This window comes from Pseudalkalibacillus salsuginis (assembly GCF_021646685.1).
Lineage (GTDB): Bacteria > Bacillota > Bacilli > Bacillales > Fictibacillaceae > Pseudalkalibacillus > Pseudalkalibacillus salsuginis.
On sequence record NZ_JAKJHW010000009.1, the window covers coordinates 81,766 to 108,126 of the forward strand.

The following is a 26,361-nucleotide window of genomic DNA, read 5'->3' on the forward strand; positions in this document are numbered from 1 at the left end:
TTGATAGATTGCTAGCTGAAGACGAAGGTATGAAATTTCGTAGAATGCATGTGCTCAAGTGTCTTTTTGGGTAATACCCTAATTTTCACCACTAATAGCTAGTGCATTCTGATGGACACCTGTACCAGGCACCTTTTGAAATCCGTTGGGGCACAAGGGCTTAAATTCGGTGCCTGGTACAGTAATACTACATGCCTAGCGGGTAGTGGCAGGCGGCGTGGTGGCCGGGTTTGTATTCTACTAGACTAGGTTCTTCTTTGACGCAGCGTTCCTGGGCATAAGGGCATCGGGTATGAAAACGGCAGCCTGATGGCGGATTCGATGGGTTCGGGAGATCGCCTTCCAACGGTTTGTGGGTCCTCCGCTTCGTCGGATCCGCTACTGGGATTGCGGACAGTAACGCTTCCGTATAAGGATGGGTCGGGCTTTCGAACAAGCTGTCCCGATCTGTGATTTCTACGACCTTCCCTAAATACATCACGGCAATCCGGTCGCTGATATGACGGACGGCTGGGAGCCCGTGGGCAATGAATACATAAGTCAGGTTGAACTCTCTTTGCAATTTCTTCAGTAAATTCAAGATTTGCGCTTGAATGGAAACGTCAAGTGCTGACACGGGTTCATCACAGATCAGCACTTTCGGATTCAAAGCGAGGGCACGGGCAATACCGATCCTTTGCCGTTGCCCGCCGCTGAATTCATGCGGATGCCGCTTAAGATGATGTTCATCCAACCCGACGACTCGTAATAACCTGACCACCTCATCACGGAGCGCTTTTCCTTTTTTCAAACCGTATATTTTCAATGGTTCGCCGACCAATTGTTCAATCGTCATCCTCGGGTTTAACGAAGAATAGGGATCCTGGAATATCACCTGAAGATCTTTCCGCCTCAAACGGAGCTCCTCTTTTGAGAGTGACGTCAAATCTTTTCCTTCAAAAATGACGGAGCCTTCGGAAGGAGGCAACAATCCCAAAAGCATTTGACCTGTCGTTGATTTACCACATCCGGATTCACCTACGATTCCGAGCGTCTCACCTTCGTAAACCTCAAGGTCGATGCCATCTACCGCCCTGACTGTACCGACCGTCTGGTTAAACAGACCTCTGGTGATCGGAAAATGTTTTTTCAAATCCTTGACCTGGATCAATGGCCGTCGATTTGCCGCAGCAGTTGTGTTCATCATGCAACCCCTCCCTTCTCCACATCATAGAAGCAACGTTTTTTATGGTTGGAGTCGAATTGCTCCAGTTCTGGATGTTCGTTCCTGCATTTATCCGTCGCAAATGGACAACGGGGGTGGAATTTACAACCCTCAGGCATATCGGCAGGATTCGGCACGTTTCCTTCAATCGTCCCTAATTCATCCACGACATGTTCAGCCTTCGGAACAGAGCTTAACAGTCCTAGTGTATACGGGTGCTTCGGGTTAGCGAACAATTCCTCCACCGGTGCTTCCTCCACCACTTCGCCGGCATACATCACCACGACCCGATCAGCCACTTCAGCTACGACACCCAAGTCATGGGTGATCAAAATGACACCTGTATCGAAGTCTGTTTTCAATTGTTTGATCAATTCCAATATCTGCGCTTGGATCGTCACATCAAGAGCCGTCGTAGGCTCATCCGCAATCAACAGCTTCGGGTTGCAGGCAAGGGCCATCGCGATCATGACACGCTGACGCATTCCACCAGAAAGCTGATGAGGAAAGCGCCGTACGACCGCTTCTGCGTCAGGAATCCCGACTCGGTCCAGCATCTCGATGGATTTCATCAATGCCTTCTTTTTACCAAGCCTTTGGTGGAGGCGAATCGATTCGCTGATCTGGTTCCCAATTGTAAAAACCGGGTTCAGGGAAGTCATCGGTTCCTGAAAAATCATCGAGATTTCATTCCCGCGCAGCTTTCTCAACTGCTTTTTCTTGATTGCCTGTAAATCTGTCCCGTTAAAATCGATTCTCCCATGGTGAATTTCGCCAGGAGACGGGATCAAATCGAGGATCGACAGCGAGGTGATGCTTTTCCCGCATCCGGATTCCCCGACAATCGCAACAGTTTCTCCTTTATCTACATGAAATGTGACGCCATTTACAGAAGGGACAATTCCGTCTTCTGTTTTAAAACGAACCTTTAGATCTTCAACATTCAACAATGAAGTCGACACGATCATCCCTCACTTTTCTACCTGTCATCTATTTGATCTTCATTTTCGGATCGAGTACGTCTCTCAACCAATCTCCTAAAAAGATGATACCCAAAACGGTTATCGTGATTGCGATTCCAGGGAATGTAGCGACCCACCAGCTTGTGGCAAGATATTCTCTTCCATCACTGAGCATCAAGCCCCATGAAACATCCGGCGGCTGGATCCCCAGCCCCAAAAAGCTTAAGGAGGACTCCAATATGATCGTGGTCGCGACATTCAGTGTAGCAATGACAATAAAGGAAGAAACGATGTTTGGGAGGATGTATTGCCAGATGATCCGTGCATCCTTCGCCCCTACTGCCCTTGCCGATCGGACATAATCCCGCTCCTTTACACTGAGCGTTTCACCGCGCACCATCCGGGCATATACCACCCAGGTCGTACCTCCGAGTGCAAAAATCATCGTCATCAAGCTTGGTCCGATGACCGCTAGCACGATCAACATGAACAATATGTTAGGAATAGCCAAAAAAGAATCAACCGTCCTCATGATGACCGTATCGATCCACTTCCCATAAAAACCGGCAAGCAGTCCTAAAAACAAGCCGATTGCTCCGGCTAACACTACAGCACTAATCCCGACCAGAAGGGAGACCCTTGAACCGACGATGACCCGGCTCAATATGTCCCTGCCAAGGTTATCGGTCCCGAGCAGGTAATCCGGATTGCCGCCCTCCACCCAGGCAGGAGGCAATAGCCGATTGACGACATCGGTCTCGGCTGGGTTGAACGGTGCAATCATATCAGCGAAGACAGCCATCCCGAACATCGCCAATACGATGACCAAACCTAATGTCCCCGTCTTGCTTCTTAACAAGAGCTTGATCCATTTGAATCTGCCACTTGCTTTTCGGGCTTTAGGCGTTTCCAGGGAGACGTCTTTTTCCGTTTCTGTTTGTGTGTACATTGAACTAAAGCCCCCTTTTAATCGTACTTGATCCTTGGATCCAGGTAGCGGTATGTCAAATCAGCCAACAGATTGCTGCCGATAACCAGAATCGCGATCACAAAGGTGGCCGCCTGGACTACTGCCATATCCCTGAGGTTGACAGCCTGGATAAGCAATTGTCCCATTCCTGGCCATGAAAAGACCGTCTCAGTGATCAAGGTGCCCCCGATTAATGTCGCTGTTTGGAGCGCCATGATTGTGACGACAGGGATGAGCGCATTCCGCAAAGCGTGCTTATTCACCACGATCGCCTCTATCAACCCTTTGCTTCTTGCAGTCCGGATGTATTCCTGGCTCAGGATTTCCAGCATGCTCGAGCGGATCAGCCGCGTCATTTCAGCCGCAATCGCTGTGCCTAACGTGATCGCAGGCAAAATAAGGTGATAGATGGAACCTGTCCCTGATACCGGCAAAACATTGAACTGTACCGCAAACAAGAGGATCAGCATGATTCCAAGCCAGAAGTTCGGCATTGCTTTCCCTAGGACCGCTCCTCCTGTTATGAATAAATCGATGAAGGAGTTACGTTTGATTGCCGATAGAACCCCGAGTGGAATTGAAATGATGATGGCAATGATCATTGAGAAAAAAGCCAACTCCAGGCTGGCCGGCAGCCTTTCCAACACAATCGACAAAGCAGGTTGGTTATAACGGAACGATTCACCGAAATCACCTGTGACCAAATCGCCAAGGTAAGTAAAATATTGAACATATAAAGGTTCATTCAAACCTAATGATTGCCTGAGTTCCGCTTTATCCTGTTCTGTCGCCGTTTCCGGCAGCATGAGTGATATGGGATCACCGGTTACACGGACTAACAGGAAAACGATCAGACTGATGATAAACAAAACCGGTATGATCCGGAGAATTTGTCTCAGCAGGAACTTCATATCCATCCCTCCAACGTTTATAAGAAAAGCGCAAACGCCCTGATCAGCCACGACGGTCACTGGAAGTCCGATGAGGAGGCTCGGACCAAACAAAGTTCGTTCTGCGTGGGTAACACTTCGACCTAAATCAATGTGTCGACCTCCGCAGGAGGACTGAAGTGATCCAAGTGGTTGGGCGTTGGAGCTAGACATTACTTCATCGCAACAAAATTTTCATACTTTCTTAGTTTGCTACAAAGGGCTCTTCCGCTAGTGTCTGAGTCTCACCGTTCTTAGTCAATGACTGGGATGCGTCTGGCTCTCTCGGTTTTCCACCAACATATTTACAAAAATGTTGTGTTGAGGTGCCCTGACTCAATACTCATAATTGTGTGGAGGTGTCTGACACATTTTTTGGAACAGCCCCTTCCAGTCCTATTTCAAGGTAATTTCATCTGCAATGAGCATCTCATCCAACCTAGGTTCGAATTTCAACCCTTCATTAAACCCGTAAACTGAATCAAGTTGGTAAAGGTAGATCTGCGGACGATCTTCTGCAATGATTTCTTGAACTTTTTTATATTGTTCATCACGTTCCTCTGCGTTCATATTGCTCATCGCATCTTGAAGCAATTTCTCAACTTCAGGATTGTCATAATCGGTTTCACCTTTTGCCTGTTCCTTGCTTAGCCTTTCCATAGCAAGTGCTGCATCGAACATGGAGTTTCCATAACCAATAAGGAACATATCCCCGAAACTTTTAGATGAGTACTTTTCCGCAAAAGAACTCCATTCAAGGAAATTGAGTTTTACATCGATCCCGACTTCTTTCAACATTGCCTGCATCAATTCTGCAGATTCTTTATCCTTCATATAGCGCCCATTCGGAGCACTTAACTCAAGTTCGAGTCCATCTTCGTATCCAGCTTCTTTCAAAAGCTCTTTCGCTTTTTCCGGATCATATAACGTATCTTGGTAAAGGTCCTCGTTAGCACCCGTGTTGCCAGGGGTCACCCGAGTACGTGTAACTGTTCCTGCACCTTCCATCAGGCTGTCTAAAATGGCTTGTTTATCAATCGCGAGGTCGATCGCTTCCCGTACTTTCGGATCCGAGGTCGGGTGACCTTCCGTATGTCTTAAAACAAGCATCATGACGCGCTGTGTCGCACTTTTTGCAATATCTGTCCCTTCGTTCTCTTTAATACGATCCCAATCAGTCGGGGGTACGTTAACGGCGATATCGACACCACCGGTCAACAACTCAGAAACCCGTGTGGAGTCTTCCGGAATTGATCTGAAAACGAGTTCTTCCCATTTCGGCGCGTCCCCGAAATAATCTGGATTCGCTTCTAAGACGACACGATCATCCTTTTTCCACTCGACGAATTTGTAAGGGCCTGTCCCGACTGGTTCCTTTAAAAACTGCTCCCATCCCTCTTCCTCAATGTACTTGGATGGAAGGATACCTGAACCTAGACGGGAAAGACGATTCAGTAAAGCTGGTTCAGGTTCATGGGTGATGATTTCGAACTCATAATCGTTAAGGACTTTAACCTCTTTGATCTGCTTGTAATTCCCGTACTCGAGCAATTTATTGTCATTAGCGACACGCTCAAGTGTGAATTTCACATCTTCTGCGGTCAAGTCCTCACCGTTATGGAATTTGACCCCTTCTTTCAATTTGAATTTCCATGTGGTATCATCCACACTCTCCCAGCTTTCGGCCAGATCAGATTCGAATTCTCCATTACCAAGGTTTTTTACAAGGTAATTGAACATGTTCACATGGATCGCTTCTGTGGATGTGTTGTTATGATCATGAATATCAAATGTCACCATATCCGAGCCATTGGCAAAGACAAGCTTTTTATCCTGCTTTTGCTCAGTCGATCCTTCACCTTCATCCGAGTTCGACTTATTGTTGAAGGCACATGCAGTCAAACTCAACACCAGCATTGAAATGAACAACGTAAATGCAAATTTCTTCACTTTTACTCCCCCTCATTGTGATTTTTCAAATAGTTGAGTGCTAATTGGGATAACATCGCTGACCCGTATGGCAAAGCATTTTCATCAATATCAAACTTCGGATGGTGTCCTGGATACCGTTCCATCTGGTCGTTTCCAACCCCTAGTCGGAAAAAGACAGCTGGGATCTGTTCGGAATAAAAGGCGAAATCTTCTCCCCCCATACCAGGCTTCACCCTTTCATAATGGCCTTCTCCAAGCACTTCATCTGCAGTCGATGCTGCTAGCTCTGTCATTTCGCTGTCATTTAAAATCGGTGGAAATTTGAATATGAAGTCGAAGTCGTAAGTTGCCCCGAAACCGTCCGTGATTCCCTTGATCACCTTTTCCATCATTTTTGGTACTTTCATGCGCAGTTCCGGGTTCAAAGTCCTGACTGTCCCGGTCATTTCAACAGTCGGTGTGATGACGTTGCTCGCGGAACCACCGTGTATCGACCCGATTGTGATGACAATCGGGTCTGTCGGGTCAACCTGTCTGCTTGAAATATGCTGTAAAGCCGAAATGACTTCAGCTGTGACGGCGACAGAATCGACTGTTTGGTGTGGGTGGGCAGCATGTCCGCCTTTTCCGTTCACCTTCAATGTAAAAAAATCTGCAGCCCCGCAGCCTATCTTTTCACTTGATAAAGTGATGTTTCCGGTTGTGATGCCTGTGTTGACATGCAGTCCTCCAATCGCATCTACTTTTGGATCAGAAAGCACACCATAGTCGATCATCGCTTTTGCACCGCCCCTCCCTTCTTCAGCCGGCTGGAAAATGAATTTGATGTTTCCTTTTTCCAGTCCCCTTTTGCTAAGGAGAGTTGCAGCCCCCATCAACATCGTCGTATGGGCATCATGTCCACACGCATGGCTTAAACCCTGGTGTTTGGAATGGTAGGGAACCGTTTTTTCATCCTGGATCGGCAAGGCGTCCATATCAGCACGAAGAGCAAAGGAAGGACCCTCCTCTTTTCCTCTCAGGAGCGCGACAACGCCGGTTTTGGCAATATTCCGTGTCACCTCAAGTCCAAGGTTTTCTAAGTGATCAGCAACGATGGCTGACGTCCGTTCTTCTTCAAATCCAAGCTCTGGATGTTCATGGAAATCCCTTCTCCATGCAGACAGTTGTTCTTGTAACTGTTGGGCTTCTTTTAAAATGGCCGGGCGTATACTCGTTTCCAAAAGATCCTCCCCTTATATTTTGGCGTAATCTTCAATCACAGTTGCGATCAGTTTGATTCCATCAATGTAATCTTCTAGGTGGATATTTTCATTAGGTGCATGATTGTTTGATTGGAAATTCCCGACTCCTACTGAAACGGATGGGATGCCGTGTTTTTGGCAAAGGACATGCATCGGTCCTGTACCTGGTGACATAGGCATGACTGTCGGTTCCAAATTCGAAATTTTCTTTGTGGCTGCGATGACTGTTTCTGAGAGCGGGTCGTTGTAAGGGGTTTTTCCCGGTTTTTCCATCGCCATTTCGTGTATTTCAATATCACCAAACCCGTGCTTGTCCAGATGTTTTCTAAGAGCTTGAAGGATTTCATGCGGGTCTTGATCTGGGACAAGCCGAAAATCAAGTTTCGCTCTAGCTTCAGATGGGAGGACTGTCTTTGCACCTTTTCCTGTATAGCCTGACTCGATCCCGCATATCGTACAGGTCGGTGCGAAAATCAGACGCTCTTTCAAGGGGTTGCCTTCCAGGTCCAGCAAAAAGGAAGGCAAATCAAGTTGCTTCAACATTTCGTTTTCACTGTATATCAAGTCACGGACTGCTTTTTCATCATCTGGAGAAAGAGATTGGACACGATCATAAAAGCCCTCAATTTTGACGTGCTCATTTTCGTCTTTTAATGTATTCAAGGCCCAAACGAGTCTCCACGCTGGGTTTTCAATGACTGCAGCATTTGCGGAATGGAGGTCCGTGTTCGCTCCTTTGCAGACAAGCTCGACATAGGTCATTCCTTTTACGCCTAAGCTGATTTGTTGCCTTCCGTCAGCATTCCGGTAACCAAACTCCCAAATACAGCCATCCGCCTGTATGAGATCAGCATGATTTTCACTGAACTCATCAAGATTGATACTTCCGATTTCCTCCTCACCTTCCACGATGAACTTGATATTAAGGGGCAATTTACCTCTTACCTGCTGATAGGCATGGACCGCAGCGATGCGAGCCATCAGGTTCCCCTTGTTATCAGCTACCCCTCGGGCATACATTGTGCCTTCATGTATTTCCGCTTCAAAAGGGGGATGCTCCCACATTTCAATCGGGTCTTCCGGCTGGACATCGTAATGGTTATAAAATGAAAGGGTCTTCTCTTTTGTACCGGGGACTTTCCCGTACACGACCGGAAATCCAGATGTGGAGACCAGCTGTGTTTGACCATTTGTTTTTTCGGCCAAATCATTCAACACGTGCTCTGCGGCTTCTTGCATCCCCCGGTTCTGGGCTGCGACACTCGGAATACGACATAGGTCCTGGAGCCATTTTATGTACTGCTCTTTATGCTCTTCGATGTACTGATAGACATCTTGCATTCCCCTTTCACCCTCCAAATTCTGTTTTCATTTTGCAGTTTTCGGCAATATTCCAAAAATTTTCCCAAATTCTTATACATGACTATAAAATAGTTAGATTATTTTGTCAATTAGTATTTTAATGAAAATTGTAAATATTGCGTTTTATTTTCACTTACGGTATAACTAGAAATACATGTTAACGGCAATTTTCTGAAATCTTTCCTAAATAAGAAAAGCGGAAGCGCCCTGGGGAACCACGAAGGTCACTGGATGTCCGACGGGGAGGTTTACGTGGAAATTTTATCTATCGTAACTTTAACCCCAAAAATATGTTTACAAATAAAATAAGGTGGTTGATTATATGTCGGAAATTGCAACTTACTTAAGGGAACACGAGAAAGAGATTCTATCGGACATCATTGCCTTTGTAGATGCAGAATCTCCTTCTGAAGATAAGGAACTGGTCGATCGATGCGGCAATGTTTTGAAAGGGATCTTTACGGAACGCCTAGGGGTTGTTGATCCTGCCATCTACCCCCAGGTGGACCGCGGTGACCATCTCAGTTTCACTGTCGGCAATGGAAGCAAACGTGTATTGATTGCTGGGCATTTTGATACGGTCTGGGATAAAGGACGGTTACCAAGACAGATTGCCGATGGGAAGTTATATGGTCCTGGTGTCCTTGATATGAAAAGCGGGATCATCCAATCCATATGGGCGTTGAAAGCGCTCGTTCATTTCGACCTTCTGGATGACCTTCAGATCAAATTTCTCTGTACGTCTGATGAAGAAATCGGCAGCCAAACCTCTCGGCCAATTATTGAGGAAGAGGCGAAAAATAGTGATATCGTTTTGATTACGGAACCACCTGTTGCGAAGACAGGTGCTTTGAAAACCGCTAGAAAAGGTGTTGGAATTTATGAAATCAAGGTAAGAGGGAAAAGCTCCCACGCAGGCAACCATCATAGTGCTGGTGCAAGTGCAATCCATGAACTCGCCCACCAAATTGTAAAATTAGAAGAGCTTACGAATTATGAGCTCGGTACGACGGTGAATGTTGGTGTCATAAATGGGGGTACCAGGCGGAATGTCGTGCCGGAGGAAGCCGAAGCTTTGATTGACTTTCGTGTAAAAACTGAGGAGGAAGCAGATCGGATCGTCGACCATCTGGAAAGTTTGACCCCAGAGCTTGAAGGGACGACCTTAGAGGTGGAAGGCGAACTGAACAGACCTCCTATGGAACGGTCCCCGGATATTGAGGAATTATTTGAAAAAGCAGAAATTGCTGCTGCAGAGGTTGGTTTTTCGATTACCGAAGCTCAGGTTGGCGGTGGAAGTGACGGGAATTTTACAGCAAGTATCGGAGTTCCGACCCTGGACGGGCTTGGTGGAGTCGGTGAAGGGCCACATGCAGAAAATGAACATATCGTGATCGAGGAAATTCCTAACCGGACAGCGATGCTTGCCCACTTGCTATTGAAGCTTTAAGAGATACCTATATGAATAAAGTGTCAGATTCCCAATGTTGGAGGCTCTGACACTTTTTCGTTTTAGGGTTTTTTTTTGGTTGTGGGATTGTTCAATATCAACCGGTACACTTTTCGTGGCCTTCCTTTCGATCCGCTGAGCTGTACACTTTTACTTGTAGCAAGATTGAGGGACTCAAGTTCTGATAGGATTCGGCGGGCATTTCTTTCCGAGCTTCCCAACCATCTTGCCACTTCCTGGGAATTTACTTCTTCTTTTTTATAGAATTTGGCTAAAGATTCAATTTTCGCTAATGCGGTAGGTGAGATATTGGCTTTCCGTAGTGCCTCAGACCACTCCCCCTCAATCCATTTTTTGTAATCGTATTGGAGCGCCTTCCCTTCTGTCAGGTACTCGGTAACCTTTTTCTTTTCGTCGACGAGGACGACCTTGGAGGAGGTTTTCCGTGCGTACCGGAATGCAGTCCGGACATTTTCCTCAGCTTGCAATGCATTCAGGCCGTACCCGATGCCGATCCGGGCATGATACCTGCTGTGGGAATAGACCGTTTCGATGAGATGGAACAGATCGCTTTTATCGAGTTTGAACTCAATTTCTCCGCGTGTCGTATAAATGTAATACAGTCCATCACCAATCTGGACGAACGATCCATTGATCCGCTCTGCTAATTCAAGCAACAACCGTTTTAAGCTGAGCTCTTTATGTTTGAGGTCGTATGAGAAGAGATGCTCATCCCCTTCTTCATCCGGCGGCAAAAGCTCTACTCCCAATAAGGCAAGCTGGGAACGTTGGTACCAGGAGGACACCCCGCGTTCTTTCAAGAGCCTTAACGTAAAATAAATGGAAAGGTGCGACGGAGTGATCCGGTAACACGGGATACCCAATTCTTTTAGCTTGAGATAAACGGCCCGGATACAAGTGAAAGCGATTTCAGTTTTCCCTTTCTCAAAGAGCGAACGATGAAAATCAACAATTTCATCCATTGGCCTGAAATCAGGGTAAGAGTATGGGAATATCTGTAGTTTCTGAAGAGAGAAATATTGTTTTGTCGTATGAAGCTCCTGCTCTTGAATCGTATCAAGGCTGATCTTCTGTACTACTCCTTCGGAATCCATGAACGCCTCGAGGACCTTTCCAAGTAGGCTGGCTCCAAATAAAGGTGGATAAATCCCATCTTTTTCTTGGATAAGCCCTTTGGATAGGGCATATGCATAAGGTACCTGGCCTGAGAAAAACCATTGATCGATCAAATCCCTGTTCTGTTGAATGATCTCATCCACTTGCTCGATGCTTGTATATGGGAACGGCAATAAAGTCAAATCTGCAAACGGTTCTGCTGAATTCAAAATATGTCTGACTGAATCTTCAGGTCCAATGACCCCTAATCGTATTTCCAATAAACTCACCTTTCCAATCCAAAAACAATAATTACCCTAAGTATATCAAACCCACAGACACATAGTGAACAACCCACCCTAAAGCTGTACCAGGCACCGTTTTGGAAGCCTTGGTACAAAAGGGTTCATGATGTGTACCTGGCACCAATTGAAAACCTTTGCCCCTGGTGCCAGGCACCATTTTAGACCTCTACAGCGACAAGGGTTCTGATTTGGTGCCTGGCACCGGTTCAGTTGATGCGATCAAATTCCCCAGAAGCGTTGGATAATTTGTTGGTGTTCGATTTGGTGTTTGTGTTGTGTGATCAGGCTGACGAGTACATAGCCTATAAGGGATAGTGCCACTGGCAATACGACTGTGTGCATCCCGAAAAGGTTCGGCACAGACAGATGGATGGCCATATAGGAACCGACCCCTATGAGCATGGAGGCAAATGCTCCGTAGGCATTGCCTTTTTTCCAATATAATCCGAGTACGATTGGCCAGATGAATGCCGCTTCTAGCCCTCCGAAGGCGAATAAATTCAACCAGATCAAGAAATCTGGCGGGTCGATCGCCATCAGGAACACTAGGATCCCGATGATTGCCGTAATGCTGATGCTCAACATTTTTACCTGGCGCTGTGTTGCTGATGGTTTTACATAGTTAACATAGACGTCCTTAATGACAGCTGAACTGACAAGCAATAGCAACGAATCCACCGTTGACATGACCGCTGCCATCGGCGCTGCAAGAACAATCCCTGCAAGCCAGCCAGGCAGGACTTCCAACGCCACGAGCGGCATGACTTTATCCCCGATTTCGATACCCGGTACGACAACTCGCGCAAACACCCCGATCAAGTGCATCCCTAGCATGATGAATCCGACAACGAGCGTCCCGACGATCATCGCTTTATGCATTGCTCTCGAATCCCGGTAAGACATCGCACGAACTGCAACTTGCGGCAGACCGATAACTCCTACACCAACCAAAATCCAAAAAGATGACACGAACAGCGGTGTCAGTGATCGATCCGCTCCGAACGGTGAAACGAGGTCCGGATTTTCAACGGCCAGTTCCGTCATGATGTTGGAGACCCCACCACCTGCTACAATCGTTCCGATCAACAAAAGCAAGGTCCCGATGAACATGACGATCCCCTGGAGACTATCCGTTATCGCAACCGCACGGAAACCTCCGATTACGACGTAAACAAGCACCGAACTTGCAAAAATGAACAGCGAAGCCGTGTAGGAAAGCCCTGTGAATGACTCGATCAGGCGGCCTCCCCCTACCCACTGGGCTGCCATCGCGCTGAACAGGAAAACGACAATGCTGGCTGCTGAAAGCAGGACAACCCACTTGCTTTGATACCTTTCTTTTAAAAAGTCGATCAGCGTGACTGCGTTGATTTTCCGAGCAACGATCGCGAACTTTTTCCCTAACACCGCTAAAGTAAAATACCCGGTCACAAGCTGTGACATCGCAAGCAGAACCCAGCCAAGCCCAAGGTTATATGCGACGCCAGGACCTCCGATAAAACTGCTTGCACTTCCAAAGGTCGCCACCATCGTCAACGCTAAAATGAACCCATTCAACTGACGGCTTCCTAAAAAGTACTCCTGCAGAAAATCAGGAGCTTTTCGTATGTATTTGGATGAATAGGTCCCGATCAAAAATACAATCGCAAGAAAACCAAAGAGAGGTAGTATGACATCCCAGTTCATTCGACATCCTCCTCTCTGTCTTCAAAAGGTACTTCGAGGAAAAATAGTTTTACCATGACAAAAACGATCAGAGAAAAAAGAATGAATCCGAGTATGCAGCTGTAAAAAAACCATGCTGGGAAACCAAAAATATATGTATATTCTGCGACGGGTTTCTTGCCTAAACCATAAGCAAACGCGAACCACCAGATGAAATTGAAAATCGCCAGGAAGACTCCCATCAAGGCTTCGCGGTTAGCGATTTTAAAACGGAGATCTTCCTTGTAATGATTACGTCCATCCCCCATTACCATCCCTCAAATCTCTCAGACTGAGCTTTTGCTCCCTATTTTACCAGAACGGTTTCCTTCGCTCGACTATTATTTACTTTCATCTGTTATTTACGAATCGTTTCCTCTATTGTAAAAATTATGTTTTGATAGATTTACTGTTGCTGTATAATCGAAATAGATTCGAAAATCTCAGAGTTAAGAGGGGTCAAAATGTTGAAAAAAATCGTTTGGGGCTTTGTCATTGTCTTGGGAGTCGTTTTAGCAGGAATCGGTGGCTATGCTTATTATTTGTATGACTCGGTAAAAGATACGGCAGATGCCATACATGAGCCGATTGATCCAGACCGTGATAAGAATGTCCCTAAGCCTAAAGTAGATAAAAATGATAGAGAACCGATTTCGATTCTGATGTTAGGTGTCGATGAACGGAAAAATGATAAAGGCAGATCGGATACGATGATCGTCATCACAGTGAATCCTCATGATGACTCGATGATCATGTTCAATATTCCGCGAGATACAAGGACGGAGATCATCGGTAAAGGGGTTGACGACAAAATCAACCACGCCTATGCTTTCGGTGGTACAAAAATGGCTGTTGAAACAGTAGAGAACTTTTTAGATATACCGATTAATTATTATTTCAAAGTGAACATGGAATCGTTCCAGGATATCGTCAATGCTGTGGATGGCGTCACTGTACAGAATGAACTTGCTTTCAGTTATAGTGGGTTCGAGTTTCCTGAGGGGAAAATTGAATTGGAAAACGGAAAGGAAGCTCTTGCATTCGTCCAAATGAGAAAGAAGGATCCTAGAGGTGATCGTGGGCGTAATGATCGACAACGCCAGATCATCCAGGGGGTCATCGATAAGGGAGCTCGCGTTTCTTCGATTACGAAGTTTGATAATATTCTTGATGTCATCGGTGGCAGCGTAAAAACAAACATGACTTTCGATGAAATGAAAGATATTCAAGGGAATTATAAAGATGCCAGGAAAAACCTTCAAACATTTGAGATCAATGCTACTGAAACGTATATCAATAACATTTTCTACTACCTTGTCTCTGAAGAGGAGCGCAATGAAATCAGTACAAAGCTGAAAGAACACCTGGAAATCAAAACCCAGTCTGCATCTGAAGAAGGAGACGCAGCCTAACAGCACCCTTATATCCAGGAGAATAAGTTAAGAGCTATATATAGACCGGAAATGCCCATCGAAACCACTGGACTCACACCCAGTGGTTTTTTATTTTGCTTGGGTGTACCAGGCACCGAAGCAAAACCCCTGCGGCTGTTAAAGTTTGAAGTGGTGCCAGGTACATTTTTAAACCCTTTGGGGCACATGGGATTGAGATGTATGCCTGGTACACTTTAGAACCCTTTGGGGCACATGGAATTGAGATGTGTGCCTGGTACACTTTAGAATAAGTTGTATTGAGTACATAGGCTTAAATTCTATATCCTATTGTACGTGCCAGACCTGCCAATCCCCCAAATACAACCTTTTGTAAGAAGATAGGTGGGCCTTCCAAATATCCGTCTATACACTTCCATGCCATCCCCAGCCATAATGGATTTCGAGGTATGCCATTAGAATTTAAACTGTCCTGCTTCGCTAATTTATGAATAAGCTTGAACATGTTCCAATGATTCCCTGGTGGTCGTATTTCATGAGCCACTATCAACCGATCTTTGCTTTCGTTCCAGAATTGATGCACTTGTTTCGGAAGTACTTTTATATGTTGACCAGGTCCAAGAACCTTCTCCTTACCATCTACTATGAAGCGCATATTACCTTCCTTCACTGTAAATGATTCCGTCAGAATTGGATGCCAATGAGGGCCATTCATAGCACCCCGTTTCATTACTAAATGTTCTACAATTAAGTATTCCCCCAGTTTATCAGTCCCCTGATCCAACATAGTAATTGTTGTTCCGTCTGGATGAACGAGTACCTTTTCAGTAAGAGTCTCCATTTATATCACCACCTATGTTTTTTAATAGGTCGTCAGTCTCAAAAACTTCTGGATTGTATAAACACCACGCTGTAACGGAGTCAGCTTCGTCTTATTCTTTTCATAATCAACGGTATAGGTTCCACCTTCGTTGTTCCAGATTCGTCGAAAGTACTGATCGACTTTCCTTATAAGTTCCGAATCAGGCCGCCCCTTGATTTGAATATCAGCTTCTAGATTGAATGCTTCCAGGTTCCTTTTTGTGTAATTAGCAGAGCCAGCGATGATCGTTGCTTCTTCTTCATCTTTAATATACATCATTTTCGTATGGTACTGTTCCATTCCTGTATTGTACCATCGGACTTCAATTTTACCCTTTGAATCCTCTAAAAGTTCCTCTGCGACAGGGATGTTCGGTAGACCCGCTTTCTTATTCCCGAATGCATTTTTATTTGGATCAAGGACCATTTTGACATCGACGCCCCGTTCTGCAGCTTTTACAAGCGGATTGATGACAGAACGATCGGCAATATAGAACATCCCCAGGAGGATTTCGTCTCCTTTTTTCGTTCCATTGATTGCTTCAATGATTTGTTCATGGGTTTTTCCTTCAGTATAATATTGGATTTGGTACTGGCCGGAGTTTTTTCCATTTTCAAAATGATAGTCAGGCAGGTCAATACCTGGTTCTGACATGTTGATGACCGCTTGTTCAGCATTGATAATCTCTTGAATGGTCGGACCACTAAATTCAAAAGCGACATTCCCATGATAAGCGGATGCATCATGCGGATTACCTGATGTAATGAGCGCCGTTTTATCTGTAGCTACCACTTTGCGGTGATTCGCTTTTACATTTAAAAGTTTCAAGTAGGATCTGGCAGTCATGTCAGGGGCTGTACTTGCGAAAGGATTCCGGATCCAGCCCTCTCCTTTTTGTCCAAACCATTGGAAAAACATCCGCCAAATTCCTGAATACAAAGGTGTTGAATCTCGAAGTCTTTCCAAATCTGTGTAGACCACCTCCACTCCGTTTTCCTCGAGTTTAGAGAGTAGTTTGGATTCATAAGACCGGTATCCTGTATTGACCTCATCAGATATAAAAACTATTTTTATGTCAGGTTCCTGCTTCTTCTTCTTGATGATTGTGTTCGCCAGGTTTTTACTGATCGGCGGGAAGGATTGTTCAGGCTCATGATAACCGTTGAATAAAAACATATCGAGGACGATGAACTCATCCGCCTCCATGATGATTTCATTGATCCGGTCGAAAATCTTCAATTCATGAACGGTCTTATCCCCTTTTTTGTAAGTCAAATCATGATAAAAATTAATATCATCAACCTCATATACATCACTCTGATAGGCAACACCTTCAGGAAGCGGTTTATACGTGTGATAAATCATCGTCACTATGTAAATCAAAAGAAGGGCACTGATCAGAGTCCAAAACATGGACTTCCTCCCCAAACGCAGCTTTTCCAATGACTCTTCCTCCGTCTTATACTGCCATATATTCTGGTCTTTTAAAATCATACCGTACGTATACATTCCCCAAACAAGTCTGGTTGAATCCTGGCGAATCGCAGTGAATCACGGTGTCAGGTACAAAATCAAAACCCTTGTCGCTGTTAAGGTTTGAAATGGTGCCTGGTACACTTTCAAACCCATTGGGGCACAAGGGATTTGGATGTGTGCCAGGCACCGATCCGGAACCTATGGTACTATTGGCTTCTATTTCGGTGCCTGGTACAAGAAAATTTGTACAAGAAAAAATCGCCGGGACTTTGTTGTCCTGGCGATTCCTTGAGTTTAGTATGTTTCTAATATCCCATCGATTGCGTTGATCAATCCTTGTGCAAATTCCTCGTCGATATGTTTACCGCTTTTGTGTTCGACATAGTCTTGAAGGGATTCAAGTTTGTGAGCTTGTTCCTCTTCGCTTTCAGTCCGTTGCACGCTGCTGATTTTGGCTTGAATAGAACGGTAAATGCCGTAGTTGCTGAAGTGCCCTTCCTCATATCCTTCTTCAACCATTTCATTAAGTTCATCAAGGGTAATCGCTTCTTCACCAATTACAACCGTAAAAGCCTGCCCTTCTTCTCTATTGAAGTTTTTATCGATGGAACGGATTTCTACCAAATAGGTACCTTCTTCAAATATCGTGAAGCTTCCATCCTCTACGGTTACCCATTCACCCTCATTTACACGGTACTCTGTCCTCAATATTCCAATTCCATCGTTATCTGTGGCTTCAACCGTAAATGTTACGTCTTCTTCGTTCGTTGCATCTTCACCTACGTTCCCATCGACTGTTACTGTCGTTGTCGGTGCAAAATAATCATTACTGATCCTTGCATCCGGATACATTTCAATCGGTTCTTCAAAGCTTTGAATATAGTTGATGGTTGCATCCAAGTCGTTCGGTCCTTGAACTGGATTCTCACCAAGCTCGTCCAATCTATAATTATCTGTGCCATGCGGATACATGTAATTGTTCACAACCACAGTATAGGTCTCTTCTGGATCGACGTGTGTTCCATCCGGTAAATACAGTCCCATGACTTCCCAAGTCTCCTCATTCCAGGTATATCGGAAGCCTGCAATACTTACATCAGGTCCGTATTTTGAAAACTGAGCGTTGAGGACTTGACGGAGATCATCACCTGTCAGATCAATCTGGACAAGCGTGTTCCCAAACGGCTGGATGTTATAAAGCTCGCCCCAGGTGATTTCCCCTGCATCTAGGTCATCACGGATTCCACCCCCATTCATCAAGGCAAAATCAGAGCCCATCTCAACACGCATACCTTCAGCAATCAAGTTGCCCAGTGCATTATCACCGATCAATCCTTTACTTGCATATCCACCTTCTAAATCAATTGCTGCTTCACCAACGACTTCCCGCAGCTTCGGCCCGACAAGTTCATCATAGTAATCCAGCAGACCTGTGATCACTGGGTCCGGTTCCATATTATTTTGTACAACGTCCACGATTTCAGCGGACTTATGCACTATATCGTTCGTCACTGGATCGATTTCCAAATCGACGTCAGCAAACGCTTTTCCGTATTCCCACGCTTGAACGATCAGCTTTCCGTCAACAACCGCATTCACTTTTACATGGTTATGGGCAGCAAAAATGACGTCCACTGCATCATTGATGTTCCTTGCCAATTCGGACACTTCACCTGTTACTGTATCCCCGCTCTGGCTCCCCGGTTCATGGGCAAGGACAACAATCGCCTCGACACCTTGCTCCTGGAGTTCTGGGACAAAACGGTTGACTGCCTCTGCTTCGTCTGTAAAATTGACATTCTGAATGCCGTCCGGAATTACCATACTCGGCGTTTCAGTCGTTACAATCCCGATGAATCCGATTTTCGTCCCACCAATTTCAAGGACGGTATATGGGTCCAATACCAGATCCCCAGAATCTTTGTACTCAACGTTGGCGGCCACCATAGGAAAATCAATACCATCATAGTTTTCTGTCCCATCAGAATGGTCACCGCCATCGATCAGACGGAGCATTTCATCGACACCTTCGTCGAACTCATGGTTTCCGACTGTTCCGACGTCAAAGCCCATCTCCTCCATCATATGGACGGTTGGCTCGTCTTGAAGAAGGGCAGAAACTGGAGAACTTGCCCCGACCATATCTCCTGAATGGACAATTAAAGTGTTCGGACTCGTTGCTTCCCTTTCTTTTAAATAAGCCGATAGGTAATCCATGCGCCCATATTGAAGACCATCATATGTCCCTGTTACATCGACTTTTCCATGCAGATCGTTCACACCGAGCAACTGGACTTGAATGCTATCTTCGGAACTTCCATCATCGGCTGCCGTATAGCCTGCGCCGGTTGCATCTTGCTCTTCAAAGAAAAACACGCGGTTTTGAACAGGGATGTCTTCCCATTTTTCAGGGGTAACATATTCTTTCGTAAAATAATCCCCGACAAACTTATCTGGACCATTACGGAGGTTAAAGCGGAACTCGTACGGCAGCTCCTCAATCGGATTATCCGGGTCCCATATGCCACGGCCGTTTTCAATCGCTTCTTCAGCAGCACTGCTGTAAGCCTCGAAATGCTCCATGTTCGGGTAGATGAAATACGGGACTGCTCGTCCTAAGCGGACCATTTCCTTATTGACGTCCATATCTCCTTTGTGAACATGTGCAAGCAGACGTCCATAGCTATCAAGCGGTTCTTCGCCTACTTCAAGTGTAATTTCAGTTCCAGCGGGCAACATGCGTTGAAGCTCAGCAGTCGCTGCTTCTGCATGCTCACCTTGTGAATGTCCGTTGTAATTCGTTTCCGGTGTATCAATGGAAAGCATACGGACATTGGTCGCGCCAAGCACTGGGTCATTTATGCGAACTGTATCACCATCTACCACCCGCTCAACGGTAGCTTCATAGGTTTCTTCTGGTTGTGGTGCCGGTGGCTGGTCTTCTAGTAATCTTAGATCTTCTGCTTTTGTCGGTAAAAGTTGATAGTCATTGTATTGGCCTATAACGGCAGTAACGTTATACCATTTGCCTTCCTCAAGCTGAGAAACATCGATGTCAGTCACACCTTCCACTCGAAGAACTACGCCTTGCATCGTGTCATCTATGAATGAAATATTGTACCCCCCGCCAGCTTGATTAGAGGGGATCGATTGTATGTATCCTGTTACATTGACGAGTGATCCTTCCAGAGGTTCAGCTTCGTTATTATAAAGAGTTGCAAGATCTGTCGGATGAGGTTCTGGAAGTTCGTTGCCTTCTGATAGAACCTGAATGTCCGTAGGCTTGATTTCAGTCAAACCATTATAGGAAGTGATTTTTCCGGTTACTTGTAGCTGTTGACCTGGAACCAGATCTGGAAAATCACCCAACCCAAAATTAAAAATATTAATGCCTGCGGAGTCATCTTGTATGTAAGCTGATAGATTGCTAGCTGTAAAGTCCGCAGTGACAACCCCTTCCACTGTGACTGTTTGCCCATTTTGTGTTTTTGCTTCTGATATTGGAATGGTCGTTTCTGCCTGGACTACGCCCATTGGAAGTAACGTGACTAGCATAGCAATCAAAGCTATTAATGTCGTCCATTTCCGAGTAACCTGGTGATACATGTAAAAACCCCCTAAAGTTGAATTTTATTCCCTTTATTTCTAACTCTACTAGATTTTGTTTGATGTTTAATGAATTTATTGTAAAATATCAATAAATCGTTCCGACTTACCATTCTGCAGTCTGACAACCACAATTATTGCCCTATTTTTACAAGGATAGCTGAATAGGCCTATTAAACTATTTTCCTGTTTACAACGTTTCGACATTAATGTAAAATTATTACTGCAACCTTGAGTTAATGATGTCTGACCTTGGAGGATTTGATGGAAACTACTAAATTAATACAGACAAAAGAAAATGAAGAAGTTTATTCTATGCAAAAGTTAATGTACGAGTATAGTAGAAGGCTGAAAAACTACTCTGATCCCGCCATTGTCAAAATGAGCCAGAAACTTGATGAAAAACTCAATGTCATACAAAGGACAAAAATACAGAACTGATTTTTGGTTTTTGTATGACAATACATAGCTTTTTGTAACCACCGTCATTAGGACGGTGGTTTTCTTTTAGCAGGCTGTACCAGGCACCGAAAAAGAAATCAACAGTCCCAAGGCTTCCCATTCGGTGCCTGGTACACTTTCAAACCCCTTGTGTAAGAAGGCTTTCGGTTCGGTGCCAGGCACCATTTCAAACCTCAACTGCGGCAATGGTTTTGATTTGGTGCCTGACACTGATGCTCTTTTCTGTACCGCAATAAAAGTGGGCAAGTTCTCTTCGTTGCTTTCATAGACTGAGAGTAGACAAGGGGGAATGCAGCTTGGAAAGCGTAACGATTATTGTCATCGGGATTATTGGATTCATCACCCTTTTTGGAATCATCGGCAACATCCAATCACGAATAAAATTGGCCGATTGGCTGAAGGAGCTCAGGCAGATTGATACGGCTGCTGTTGAAGCAGGTCGGGGTTCAAGGTGGATGAACGACGCAATCGAGGACTACCGTAACTTTCATCTCTCCGGCGTTTCAAATGTCAACAGTCCGGTCCTTGTTGAAAAGCATTTGATGCAACAGCCGATCCGGGTACTCGGCATCTTCCGTGTGCCGACAGGGAACATCATCCGCTTGTTGCATGGATTGCCCTCCCTTGCAATCATTGTCGGGGTTCTCGGAACATTCGTCGGCCTAACGATCGCGATCATGGCGATGCAGGATACGCTCGTCAGTATCGGGAGCCAGCCTGGTGAAGGCAATCTGTCCGTTTCAGCGATCGTCGCTGCAATATCGGAACCGTTCAGAGGGATGAGCATCGCTTTTGTGACGAGTATCGCGGGTATCGGCAGCTCACTTCTTCTCTCTTTCGTACAATCCGGCTTCCTGACCGGCGGGACATCCCTGAGCTACCTGCAGGACCGGGTTCTAGCAGAGGCAGAAGGCGTCCTCGACCACGTTGTACAAAAACAGCTGCAAAATGAAAAACCGAAAGATTCCCTGGAGCGCCTCCTTGACCGTCTCGTATCGAAGGTCCAGGAAAGCTTCCAGCAAAGCATAGGTGATTTCAGTGAAAAAATGGTCGACTTCACCTCTGGCCTTGAAGATGCGATGGAAGATGTCAAGGGAATATTAACTGCTCAGAGAGATCATACAGAGCAGTTCAAACAAAGTACCGATATCCTCGTCATGTTCGGTGACCGATTTTCAGAAACGATCATGAAACTTGAATCGGTCCAGCATTCAGTTGATAAAAGTCTTGCCAAGCTCGGCGATCATGTTTCTGGCTTCGAAAAGCAATACAAACGGACGAGTGAGCAGCTTGAACAGGGACAAAAGCGTATGGAGCATGTGATGAAACACTCTGATCGCATGATTGAAGAATCCCAAAAGAAAACCGAAGAACTCGGACGCTCCCTTGTCACTGGCGTGGAATCCGTCCTTTCCCGATATGAGACGAAGCAGGAAGACTTTGAAAGGAAAATGGCACAGCAAAATGACGAATGGTTTTACAGATATCAGGATAAAACGGAGCAATACGGCAGGGCTTCAGATTCCTTCGCAGGCTCCGTGCAACATCTTGAAAAAGCCTGGTATGACACGATTGAAACGTTCAAGCGCGATTTTATCGACCAGCTCGGCTACATGTTCGATCGTGAACGGCAAGCGAGAAATGAACCTGGACGCGATCAGGAAATGCGCGAACTCATCAGGGCGCTTGATTCCGTGTATCAAAACTTATCAAGGGAATTCAAACAGACACATCAATATTTTGGTGATGTGTATCATGTGTTACAGCGCTTACTAGATGCGACCGTCCAGTCGGCAAATGCCCGCTATGAACGGGATTATGAGCCACGTCGGATTACTGTGCACGACACACCCCACCGGTGATGCCGATGAGAAAAAGAAGATGGCGTAACGAAGAGGAAGGAACGAAGAGCTATTTCTGGCCGTCCTTTACTGACATGATGGCGATGATGGTCCTCGTCATGCTGTTCATCGCGATCATCGCTTACATCCAGAGCATCTATAATGCTTATGAGCAGACCGAAGTGAGGCATGAGCTGGCGAAAGTGGCTGATGTGAAGAAGCACATTTCTGATCTGATTGAAAAACGGCTTGAAGAGAATGTCGGGAAAGATAAGATCGTCCGTGGACCGAACAATACGATTGCGGTGGAAGGTAACATTTTATTCGATACCGGTAGTGCTGAAATTAGCACACAAGGGAAAAAAGTGCTCGCACAGCTTTCCGATGCCCTCGTCCAAATCATTGATGAACAGGAACTGAGCCGATACCTTTACATTATTCTGATCGAGGGGCACACAGATTCAGTTCCTTATGATAACTGGACGCTTTCTACTGAGCGGGCGGTTGCGGTCGTCAAGTACATGGCTGAGGTCAATCCGAAATTCAAAGAACAAAAATACGCGCAATACATTGCAGCAACTGGCTATTCGGAGTATAAGCCGATTGCTGAAGGAAACGGAGAGGAGTCCCTTCAGAAGAACCGCCGGATTTCGTTCCAGATCATTTTGGACGATGAAAAATGGCAGAACAAACTCAAAGGGATCATCAGCGAATATTAAACAAAGTCCAATCCATTAATGGGTTGGACTTTTAAAAAAGCATCCTTCAGCACTGGTAAAACCGTTCCGTTTTAAGGTGTGTTTCAAATTAATTCTGATGAGAATGGCCCATTGAATCGGCAAGTCTTTTTGCTTAAACAGAACTTAACTGGAGTATTCGATTACTCCATGAAAGACCTCTTATATGGAAGACTTGATCGAGATATCTGGCTTAAAATAATGCAGGTCTACAGAAATTGACTGGCACCCATCCTGGTGGAGCCTTTCCCCTTAACTTGCTTTAACGTCGCCACTATAAGAAAGCTGACAATCACTAATAAGAGCCATGAACTCACCTTCCCAAGATGTACAAGACTCCATGCCTCGGTTTGATTTGGGTATTCCCAAGCTCCAAAGAATGTTGCGATATTTTCAGCTATCCATATAAAAAATCCAATAAGCACAAAAGAAAGTGCGAGGGGCATTCGGTAACGACTTCTATTAACCGCAAATGTGACCCATGATTGCCAAAAGACAATAATTATAAGTCCAGATAACCACCAGCGAACATCAATCCAATAATGGTGAGTGAAAAAATTCAAATAAATTGCAGCTGCTAAAGATCCAACGATCCAAAATGGCGGCCATCTAACCAATTGAACCTTTAACCTCCTCCACGCCTGACATAGATAACTCGCTACACTTGCGTACATGAAACCACTATACAAAGGCACCCCGAAAAATTTAGAATATCCTTCCTCCGGATAAGACCAGGAACCCATATGCACCTTGAAAAGTTCTAGAGCAAGCCCAATAAGGTGGAACAATGTGATAACCTTTAGTTCATCCCACGTTTCAAGTCCAGAACGTACCATCCACCACTGCATCAGAAGGCAGATGATGAGCAGCCAGTCATAACGTGGCAGGAAGGGAAGTGGCGTGATTAGTGTAATTGCTAAAGAGGTGAAAATTACTACAGGAAATATACAGGATAGGGCTTGCTCCCAACCAAAACGAAGGAGTTGTTTTAGCGCTGTCATGATTTGAGCCTCCATCAATCTTCTTACTAAGCTTGATCTTCTTTTTCACTTCTATATTCTAAAAGATCACCAGGTTGGCACTCTAATGCTTCACAGATTGCCTCTAAGGTTGAAAATCGCACCGCTTTGGCCTTACCATTTTTCAATATAGAAAGATTAGCCATGGTTATTCCAACCCTCTCCGAAAGTTCTGTCACACTCATTTTCCTTTTAGCCAGCATCACATCAATATTGATAATAATCGCCATATTATACACCTCAGACCGTTAAATCATTTTCTGATTTTATATCTATGGCTTCTTGTAAAAGCCTTTGGAGAACAGCAGCAAAGACAGCAATCACCATTGGCGCAAACGTAAGAACCATTCCGATTAAGATGACTCCCGGGGCGTCGTCTTTCTCCCCTATGAGATAGAAAAATGGCATGCTGGCAAGATACAAGACACTGATTGTAATTGCACAGAATTTAATATTTCTTAAAGCTCTTACAGACAATTCCGAGAACGCTTTGTTCTTGTCAATATAGCTCAGCAAACGGAACGCCTGATACAATGCGATGAAAAACGGAATCGTCGATGCATACATACCGATCAAGACTGGATATACCAAATACGCCAACTCCCAATTACTTTCTAATACATCCCTGGCTATCCATGGCAACAAATAAATGCACATTCCGAGAATTGGCATTGCAAGTAGAAAAACAACCACCTTTAAGAAATTTGTTGACCCTCGATTCATAAAACACACCCCGCTTGATTTTTGTCATTTTGATTATAAAACAAAATTTATCGTTTTACAATAAATAATTATTCTTTATTGACATAAAATTATCGTTATATTCTTTCCTGGATCAGTTTTTATTGGGGGAATTGATGATCTCCATTTCGATCAAGAAAAGCGTAAACGCCCTGATCAGCCACGAAGGACACTGGAAGTCCGACGAGGAGGCTCGAACCAAACAAAGTTCGGTTCTGCGTGGACAAACACTTCGGCCTAAATCAATGTGTCGGCCGCCGCATGAGGGCTGAAGTGAGCCAAGTGGTTGGGCGTTGGAGCTAGACATCAAGAAAAGCGGAAACGCCCTGCACAGCTCACGGAGGTCACTGGAAGTCCGACGAGGAGGAGGCTCGAACCAAGCAAAGTTCGGTGCTGCGTGGACAAACACTTCGACCTAAATCAATGTGTCGGCCGCCGCATGAGGGCTGAAGTGAGCCAAGTGGTTGGACGTTGGAGCTAGACATTCTTCATCGCATCAAAATTTTTATACTTCGTTTGAGTTTTCAAACGTAAGAGCTTTGCAACTTACAGAGAATACGTTAATCATTGGTGTGGACATTGCTAAACATAAACATGTTGCTCATGCACAAGACTTTCGAGGAATTTTGTTTGGTAATTTTTTGATTTTGTTTCAATCCCGCACTTGTTTTGGTAAGTTCCTTGGTTGCACAATAACTATTATTAAATGAAATTATCCTGTCATTTGAACTGTCCTTTACTTAATAATTGATTGAAATACCCTTGCTTTTAATCGAGTAGGAGGGGGTGACTAACCCCCGACCTCTCACACCACCGTACGTACGGATCCGTATACGGCGGTTTCTCTAAGATTGACGTAAGAATTGATATCTTTGATACAAGCTACACAGCCCTAGGCGACTCCAATAGGAATTGTCTAGGGTTTTCTTTAGGATGGGGCTAGCCGAGATACGCCAGTATGCCTTCCTTGAGTTTGCCCATTCATGGGCTTTCCCTCTTGGCACACCAAAACCAATTAGCTTCCTCTTGCGAGTCTTTATCAGTTTCC

Annotated in this window: 21 protein-coding genes; 5 read left to right on the top strand and 16 right to left on the bottom strand. The window is 45.1% G+C overall.

From position 1 onward, the window contains the following. Positions 1 to 187 precede the first annotated feature (187 nt). From L1611_RS18090 to L1611_RS18120, 7 genes are all read right to left on the bottom strand, one after another. On the bottom strand, positions 188 to 1,183 hold the full coding sequence (locus tag L1611_RS18090; protein WP_236315140.1) for an ABC transporter ATP-binding protein: 996 nt from the start codon (positions 1,181 to 1,183) through the stop codon (positions 188 to 190). Next, positions 1,183 to 2,166, bottom strand: a complete 984-nt coding sequence (locus L1611_RS18095) for an ABC transporter ATP-binding protein (RefSeq protein WP_322972578.1) — start codon at positions 2,164 to 2,166, stop codon at positions 1,183 to 1,185. The genes L1611_RS18090 and L1611_RS18095 overlap by 1 nt, the downstream gene beginning before the upstream one ends. A 28-nt stretch (positions 2,167 to 2,194) precedes the next feature. Next, positions 2,195 to 3,115 carry an ABC transporter permease gene (locus L1611_RS18100; protein WP_236315120.1) on the bottom strand — a complete coding sequence of 307 codons (921 nt, stop codon included), beginning with the start codon at positions 3,113 to 3,115 and terminating at the stop codon, positions 2,195 to 2,197. Positions 3,116 to 3,132: 17 nt separating this feature from the next. Then, positions 3,133 to 4,047, bottom strand: a complete 915-nt coding sequence (locus tag L1611_RS18105) for an ABC transporter permease (protein WP_236315121.1) — start codon at positions 4,045 to 4,047, stop codon at positions 3,133 to 3,135. Positions 4,048 to 4,461: 414 nt separating this feature from the next. Further along, positions 4,462 to 6,015: an ABC transporter substrate-binding protein gene (locus L1611_RS18110; protein ID WP_236315122.1), complete on the bottom strand. Its 1,554-nt coding sequence runs from the start codon at positions 6,013 to 6,015 to the stop codon at positions 4,462 to 4,464. 2 nt (positions 6,016 to 6,017) lie between these two features. After that, positions 6,018 to 7,220 carry a M20 metallopeptidase family protein gene (locus L1611_RS18115; protein ID WP_236315123.1) on the bottom strand — a complete coding sequence of 401 codons (1,203 nt, stop codon included), beginning with the start codon at positions 7,218 to 7,220 and terminating at the stop codon, positions 6,018 to 6,020. Between the two features lie 12 nt (positions 7,221 to 7,232). Further along, on the bottom strand, positions 7,233 to 8,582 hold the full coding sequence (locus tag L1611_RS18120) for a M20/M25/M40 family metallo-hydrolase (protein ID WP_236315124.1): 1,350 nt from the start codon (positions 8,580 to 8,582) through the stop codon (positions 7,233 to 7,235). A gap of 343 nt (positions 8,583 to 8,925) precedes the next feature. Here L1611_RS18120 and L1611_RS18125 point away from each other — a divergent pair, with 343 nt between their 5' ends. Beyond that, positions 8,926 to 10,053: a M20 family metallopeptidase gene (locus tag L1611_RS18125; protein ID WP_236315125.1), complete on the top strand. Its 1,128-nt coding sequence runs from the start codon at positions 8,926 to 8,928 to the stop codon at positions 10,051 to 10,053. A gap of 62 nt (positions 10,054 to 10,115) precedes the next feature. Here the strand turns inward: L1611_RS18125 and L1611_RS18130 are convergent, their stop codons facing one another. From L1611_RS18130 to L1611_RS18140, 3 genes are all read right to left on the bottom strand, one after another. Next, a complete protein-coding gene (locus L1611_RS18130; RefSeq protein ID WP_236315126.1) occupies positions 10,116 to 11,450 on the bottom strand; it encodes a hypothetical protein in 1,335 nt (444 codons plus the stop codon). A 243-nt stretch (positions 11,451 to 11,693) separates the two neighbouring features. Next, complete coding sequence (gene panF / locus L1611_RS18135; protein WP_236315127.1) at positions 11,694 to 13,160, bottom strand: sodium/pantothenate symporter; 1,467 nt, start codon at positions 13,158 to 13,160, stop codon at positions 11,694 to 11,696. After that, positions 13,157 to 13,447 (bottom strand): YhdT family protein, encoded by a 291-nt coding sequence (locus L1611_RS18140; RefSeq protein ID WP_236315128.1) that lies wholly within the window; start codon positions 13,445 to 13,447, stop codon positions 13,157 to 13,159. The genes panF and L1611_RS18140 overlap by 4 nt, the downstream gene beginning before the upstream one ends. A 195-nt stretch (positions 13,448 to 13,642) precedes the next feature. On the opposite strand from L1611_RS18140, the gene L1611_RS18145 reads away from it, so the two are divergent. After that, entirely contained in the window at positions 13,643 to 14,590 is a 948-nt protein-coding gene (locus L1611_RS18145) for an LCP family glycopolymer transferase (RefSeq protein ID WP_236315129.1), read from the top strand. Between the two features lie 292 nt (positions 14,591 to 14,882). Here L1611_RS18145 and L1611_RS18150 read toward each other — a convergent pair whose 3' ends face one another. The 3 genes from L1611_RS18150 to L1611_RS18160 form a co-directional block, all read right to left on the bottom strand. Next, positions 14,883 to 15,410, bottom strand: coding sequence for a cupin domain-containing protein (locus L1611_RS18150; RefSeq protein ID WP_236315130.1), 528 nt, complete (start codon positions 15,408 to 15,410; stop codon positions 14,883 to 14,885). A 21-nt stretch (positions 15,411 to 15,431) separates the two neighbouring features. Beyond that, positions 15,432 to 16,844, bottom strand: coding sequence for a phospholipase D family protein (locus L1611_RS18155; protein ID WP_236315131.1), 1,413 nt, complete (start codon positions 16,842 to 16,844; stop codon positions 15,432 to 15,434). 357 nt (positions 16,845 to 17,201) lie between these two features. Beyond that, on the bottom strand, positions 17,202 to 20,513 hold the full coding sequence (locus L1611_RS18160; protein ID WP_236315132.1) for a 5'-nucleotidase C-terminal domain-containing protein: 3,312 nt from the start codon (positions 20,511 to 20,513) through the stop codon (positions 17,202 to 17,204). Between the two features lie 264 nt (positions 20,514 to 20,777). Between L1611_RS18160 and L1611_RS18165 the strand changes: the two genes are divergently transcribed. The 3 genes from L1611_RS18165 to L1611_RS18175 all read left to right on the top strand — a co-directional run bounded on the left by L1611_RS18165 (position 20,778) and on the right by L1611_RS18175 (position 23,535). Then, positions 20,778 to 20,954, top strand: a complete 177-nt coding sequence (locus tag L1611_RS18165; protein WP_236315133.1) for a Spo0E family sporulation regulatory protein-aspartic acid phosphatase — start codon at positions 20,778 to 20,780, stop codon at positions 20,952 to 20,954. Positions 20,955 to 21,271: 317 nt separating this feature from the next. Further along, positions 21,272 to 22,837, top strand: a complete 1,566-nt coding sequence (locus L1611_RS18170; protein ID WP_236315134.1) for a hypothetical protein — start codon at positions 21,272 to 21,274, stop codon at positions 22,835 to 22,837. A 5-nt stretch (positions 22,838 to 22,842) separates the two neighbouring features. Then, entirely contained in the window at positions 22,843 to 23,535 is a 693-nt protein-coding gene (locus tag L1611_RS18175; RefSeq protein ID WP_236315135.1) for an OmpA/MotB family protein, read from the top strand. A 227-nt stretch (positions 23,536 to 23,762) separates the two neighbouring features. Here the strand turns inward: L1611_RS18175 and L1611_RS18180 are convergent, their stop codons facing one another. Genes L1611_RS18180 through L1611_RS18190 form a run of 3 tightly spaced genes read right to left on the bottom strand, consistent with a single transcriptional unit; the run spans position 23,763 to position 25,295 of the window. Beyond that, positions 23,763 to 24,554: a DUF817 domain-containing protein gene (locus L1611_RS18180; RefSeq protein ID WP_236315136.1), complete on the bottom strand. Its 792-nt coding sequence runs from the start codon at positions 24,552 to 24,554 to the stop codon at positions 23,763 to 23,765. A 26-nt stretch (positions 24,555 to 24,580) separates the two neighbouring features. Beyond that, positions 24,581 to 24,802 (bottom strand): helix-turn-helix domain-containing protein, encoded by a 222-nt coding sequence (locus L1611_RS18185; protein WP_225064798.1) that lies wholly within the window; start codon positions 24,800 to 24,802, stop codon positions 24,581 to 24,583. A gap of 10 nt (positions 24,803 to 24,812) precedes the next feature. After that, positions 24,813 to 25,295, bottom strand: coding sequence for a DUF2975 domain-containing protein (locus L1611_RS18190; protein ID WP_236315137.1), 483 nt, complete (start codon positions 25,293 to 25,295; stop codon positions 24,813 to 24,815). Positions 25,296 to 26,361 lie beyond the last annotated feature (1,066 nt).